The organism is Streptomyces sp. NPDC054847 (genome assembly GCF_053610925.1).
On record NZ_JBSGZJ010000507.1, the window covers coordinates 1 to 4,999 of the forward strand.

At 69.7% G+C, this 4,999-nt stretch carries 4 protein-coding genes and 2 pseudogenes; 2 read left to right on the forward strand and 4 right to left on the reverse strand.

Annotated features, from left to right (window positions below; genetic code table 11):
- Positions 1 to 255: 255 nt before the first annotated feature.
- Together ACWGH4_RS31135 and ACWGH4_RS31140 are read right to left on the reverse strand one after the other, a co-directional pair.
- The gene (locus tag ACWGH4_RS31135) at positions 256 to 744 is read right to left on the reverse strand and encodes a nucleotidyltransferase domain-containing protein (protein ID WP_453466781.1); all 489 of its coding nucleotides are present in this window, start codon (positions 742 to 744) and stop codon (positions 256 to 258) included.
- Between the two features lie 187 nt (positions 745 to 931).
- Positions 932 to 1,135: pseudogene (locus ACWGH4_RS31140) on the reverse strand (GNAT family N-acetyltransferase); the annotation flags it as partial.
- A gap of 193 nt (positions 1,136 to 1,328) precedes the next feature.
- On the opposite strand from ACWGH4_RS31140, the gene ACWGH4_RS31145 reads away from it, so the two are divergent.
- A complete protein-coding gene (locus ACWGH4_RS31145; RefSeq protein WP_453466782.1) occupies positions 1,329 to 2,957 on the forward strand; it encodes an IS200/IS605 family accessory protein TnpB-related protein in 1,629 nt (542 codons plus the stop codon).
- Positions 2,958 to 2,961: 4 nt separating this feature from the next.
- Here ACWGH4_RS31145 and ACWGH4_RS31150 read toward each other — a convergent pair.
- Together ACWGH4_RS31150 and ACWGH4_RS31155 are read right to left on the reverse strand one after the other, a co-directional pair.
- A pseudogene (locus tag ACWGH4_RS31150) lies at positions 2,962 to 3,279 on the reverse strand (GNAT family N-acetyltransferase); the annotation flags it as partial.
- Positions 3,276 to 3,446, reverse strand: coding sequence for a hypothetical protein (locus ACWGH4_RS31155; protein WP_453466784.1), 171 nt, complete (start codon positions 3,444 to 3,446; stop codon positions 3,276 to 3,278). The pseudogene ACWGH4_RS31150 and the gene ACWGH4_RS31155, both read right to left, overlap by 4 nt.
- A 278-nt stretch (positions 3,447 to 3,724) precedes the next feature.
- Here ACWGH4_RS31155 and ACWGH4_RS31160 point away from each other — a divergent pair, with 278 nt between their 5' ends.
- Entirely contained in the window at positions 3,725 to 4,765 is a 1,041-nt protein-coding gene (locus ACWGH4_RS31160) for a vWA domain-containing protein (RefSeq protein WP_453466786.1), read from the forward strand.
- The last annotated feature ends 234 nt before the right edge of the window (positions 4,766 to 4,999 follow it).

Genomic DNA, 4,999 nt, shown 5'->3' on the forward strand with positions numbered 1-4,999 from the left:
GTTGAGGGTCGTCCACCGCTTCTCCTGCCGGCCCGCTGCCTCGGTTGGAGCCGGCCGCGTGGCCGTGCCGATCCGCCTGCCGCATCCCCTCGCGGAGCACGAACCCCTGGTCCCGCCAAGGCTGTTCACCCTCCAAGCTCGGCCTGACCGGCTACGGGAGGAGGCGGCGACATGGTGCCCGAGTGCCCAGCTCGGAGCCGGGACTCCGCCCTGGTCGACGGTTGGCTGAGCTTTCCACGTGTACGCCGGCGCCGATCACCCCATCATCCAGCAGGCGGCGAGAAGGCCGGCGAGGATGCCTGCCGGGTCGTGCAGCAAGCGAGCGCCATCGGTTACGACGCGACGGGTTCCCGGGTCGACGGGATCAGCCCTTGCCCAGGCCGGAGAGCCGATGCCCATCTCGACTTCCAGGCCGGAGGCCGTGGAACAGCGTCGTTCCGTGATCGCTCCCCACGACTGAGTTCGGATCGGTTCTCCCAGCCCGAGCTCCATGGCCCACGCATCGTCGAGGAGATATCGGGGCTCGTCCGTCGTGAGCAGGACGAGGTCGATGTCGGAGTCGGGTCGCGCAGCGTTGCGAGCGCATGATCCGACCAGAAGCAGACCGACGACGTCTTCGCGACCCCTCGCCCAGCGGGTGACGCGACCGACGACCTCGTCGATCTCGGCGCTCCGCTCCGGCGACAGTGCGGCTCGAAAGCTTCTCTCCTGATCGTCACGAACCACCGCGATGCCCCTTGCCATGGTCGGTGCCTGACTCCCCACCATGCCAGGACGCTTGAGGACCTGGGGAATGCGGCGTGCCGGCACGCCGCCGGGTGTCGCGGCCGCGGTGACGTTCCTGGCCCGCGCCTCGCCGTCTTCATCACCGGTGTGATCCTGCCCCTCGACGGTGGCCGCGAGGCATCAGCCGGCTATCCGGCCTGCGAAGTCATCGCGGGATGCTCCGGCGCCATCGGATCTCGCCTTCGTGCCATTCATCGGTACGCGTGAGCCCGGCGGCGGTGGCGACGGCGGCGGATGCCCGATGTCGGGGGTGGATGTGGGCGATGACGGTGTGCACCGGCTGCCGGCTGAGCCAGGCGACGAGTGCTCGGGCTGCTTCGCCGGCGATGCCCCGCCCCTGCCACGGGGTTGGGAACTGCTGGCCTTTGACTGTGCATGCGTGTGCTCTGGCGCGTGTGAGTGAGCTGGGGTGTGGTCGGGGGATTGTGCTCTGTTGTGGCTGGGGAGGGAACGGGAGTCCGTGGGTCGAATGGGTGACCTCTGGCGGGTGTGCTCGTTGGGTAGGGGGAGCGGCTGTTCGGGACGTGTCGGGGGGTGCGAGGGTGGGTGGTCTGCGGGAGCTTGCGGCGCCGTTCGTCGCGCTGGGCCCGTCGGGGGTGGCTGTGCGTACCCGGCTCAAGCAGCTCACCGCCGGCGATGTGGAGGTGCTGCGCCAGGTGGGCGCCCATCTGGGCGCGCTCGCCGGTCGTGATCTGAAGGCGCGTTGCCGTGACGGCCTGGCCCACGACTCGCGGGCGTGGGCGGTGCGCAAGCGGGAGCTGACGCCGCAGTCGTCCGCCCGGTGGGCGGGCGCGATCACCAAAGCCACGCACGATCAATGGGCGCTGGCCCGCCGCTGCGCCCTCGCCCACATCCAGTCCCTGGAGGCGGGGGTGCGGACGTTGCGGCACCGGCTGTCACTGCCCGTCGGGGAGAAGGGGTCGAAGAAGGCTCCGGGTGGTTACCGCAGCCGGCGGGAGTGGCACGCCAAATCGCGGCGCCTGCACCTGCTGGAGGACCGGCTGGCGCGGGAGCGGGCCGCCTGGGAGGCCGAGACCGTGCACGTGGTGCGGGGCGGCAAGCGCCTGGCCCGCATCCGGCACCACCTGCCCGACGCCCAGCTCACCGAGGCGCGGTGGCGTGAACGCTGGGAGGCGGCACGCTGGTTCCTGCAGGCGGACGGAGAGTCCGGGAAGCGGTTCGGGAACGAAACCATCCGCATCAGTGCGGAGGGTGAGGTCAGCATCCGGCTCCCCGCCCCGCTCACCCATCTGGCCAATGCTCCGCACGGCCGGTACGTCCTGACCGGCCGGATCCGGTTCGCGCACCGTGGGCAGGAACGGGCCGACCGGACGGCGGCGAACCGGGCCGTCGCCTACCGCATCCACCACGACGTGGACCGTGGCCGCTGGTATGTGACCGCCTCCTGGCAGACCCCGGTATCGAAGACGGTTCCGCCGGCCGCGGCCCTGGCCGACGGCGTGATCGGGGTCGACATGAACGCCGACCACCTGGCCGCCTGGCGCCTGGACACCCACGGCAACCCGTGCGGTGAGCCACGCCGCTTCCCCTACGACCTCACCGGACCGGCCGGCCACCGGGACGCCCAGGTCCGTCACGCCCTGACCCGGCTGCTGCACTGGGCCACGTCCTGCGGCGTGAAGGCCATCGCCGTCGAGGACCTCGACTTCACCGCCGAGAAGACCCGCGAGAAGCACGGCCGCAGGAAACGGTTCCGGCAACTGGTCTCCGGCATGCCCACCGGCCGGCTCCGCGCCCGTCTGACCTCCATGGCCGACGCCACGGGCATCACCATCGTCGCCGTCGACCCCGCCTACACCTCCACGTGGGGTGCCCAGCACTGGCAGAAGCCACTCACCCACACCACCCGTAAGACCACCCGTCACGATGCGGCGAGCATCGCGATCGGACGACGCGCCCAGGGCTATCCGGTCCGGCGACGGACGCCACCGCCCCCACAGCACCAGAGAGATGCTGCGGGGCATCGGACCGTCCAGGCCGGCTCGGGCGCCCTTGGGCGTGAGGAACCCCGCCACCGCGTTCCCGGACCACGGACCCGATCCGTGCCACCGGACACGGAGCGAACGCGGGCGACCAGGACACCCAAAACCGTTCGGGATGTCCGCAGCGACCAGGAACGGGTCCAAGACCCACTCCTGCTCACTGAATAGGAACGGTTCCCACCACCCAGGCGATCTCGGCGATGGGACCATGGCCGGAAGGGCTGACCGTCGCCTGGACGGTGCCCGTCAGGCAGGCCTCGTCACGGAGCCGGATCACCCAGTTCAGCCAGCAAACCTCCGGATCGGGAGAGCCCGCGGTCATGCGCCGATAGCGCGAGCGCAGGGCCTGCGGGGTGTCCGGAGTGCCGCCGATGAAGGTGTGCAGGGCTGGATCGGACAGCACCGCGGCCATCTCCTCGGCGTGCTCGACGCGCAGCGGCAGCAGGTCCAGCCGCCCGGTGCCGATGGCCTGGGCCTCGAGGATGCTCACGCCACCACCGCCTCGGGGCGTTCGGCGAGGTGTCCGCGTTCGCAGCGGGCTTCGGCGCAAACCAGGACGTCGGTGATCATCAGCCGGCCGAACCGCCCAACCGCGTCGGAGTGCCACAGGCGGACATCGACAGTCGGCACCGATTCCCACGAGTCCTTGGCATGCATGAGGACATCGTGGCAGGTCACGGGGTGCAGCCGGTCGAGACCCAAGGACGCGCTACCGCCCGAACGGCCAGTAGGTGACGCAGCGGGCGAAGCGGCCCGGCTCGTCCGCGACCGCGGCCGCAGACAGGATCGGCCGACCCGAGTGGCTCTGTCCGGTCCCACAGCGCACCCGGGCCTCACCGGGTGGGCTCTTCAACCGGTCCGGGAGCCAAGATCGATTGTCAGTGGTGGATGAGACGGTAGGAGCATCAAGTCGGTCGGAATGAGGGGGAGCTGTCATGTCCGGAGCCCAGAACTACATCAACCACGTTGCTCTTGTGCTGGATGCCAGTTCGTCCATGTCGCACCTGCGCAGCAAGGTCGTCGAAGTCGCGGACCAGCAGATCGCCTATCTTGCCCGCCGGTCGAGGGAACTGGACCAGGAGACCCGCGTCACGGTGTACGTCTTCGCGGACAAGGTGGAGTGCGTCATCTACGACAAGGACGTGCTTCGGATGCCGTCGCTGAAGCAGCTGTACCGGGTCGGCGGTATGACGGCTCTGCTGGCGGCCGCACTGAAGTCCCAGCGGGAGCTGGCGCAGACAGCTCAACTGTACGGCGACCACAGCTTCCTGACGTTCGTGCTCACCGACGGCCAGGAGAACGCAAGTCATCGCTGCCCGGACGCCCCTGCCAGGGATCCCCGTGAACTGGTGAACGCCGTGGCCGGGATGATCGAGACGCAGGAGGACAACTGGACGCTGGCCGTCCTTGTGCCGGACCAGATGGGCAGGCGCGAGGCCATGCAGTGTGGTTTCCCGAAGGAAAACATAGCCATCTGGGACGCCACGAGCACGCAGGGTCTCGAGGAGGCCGGGCAGGTCATCCAGCAGGCCACCGAGAAGTTCATGGTGGGCCGCACCAAGGGCATCAGGGGATCGCGGGCGGTGTTCTCCACGGGTGCGGAGGCAGTCAACAAGGACACCATCAAGGCGGCCGGCCTCACCCCGGTGAAGCCGTCGGAGTACCAGCTGATCCCGGTGGCTCGTGACGCGGCGATCCGGGACTGGGTCGTCGAAAGCGGGCACACCTACCGAACCGGAGGCGCGTTCTACCAGCTGAGCAAGTCGGAGAAGATCCAGGCGCGGAAGCAGATCGCCGTGCTGGAGAAGAAGACCGACCGGGTCTACGCGGGGCCCGAGGCCCGAGCCCTGCTCGGCCTGCCGGACAGCGAAGTTCGCATCAAGCCGGACCACAACGACGACTTCACGATCTTCGTGCAGAGCACCAGCGTGAACCGGAAGCTCGTGCCGAACACGCGGCTCCTGCTCATGAACTGACACCTTGACGCCCCGCTGCGCCCCGGGCTTCGTCGTCCCGGCACCCCACCGACAGCAAGTTCGGCGGCTACGCAGGCGACGAAGGTCCCGAGCAAGGCCCAGCGGCGTTCCAGCGCGGCCTCGCGGCACCGGCGCGCCCGCACGGGCGGGCGCGCCGGTGCCGGCGTGCTCGCCGCCGCCACCCTCGTCCGGGGCGCACGCCACCTCCGGGTGCGGAGGATGGGATCCAACTGA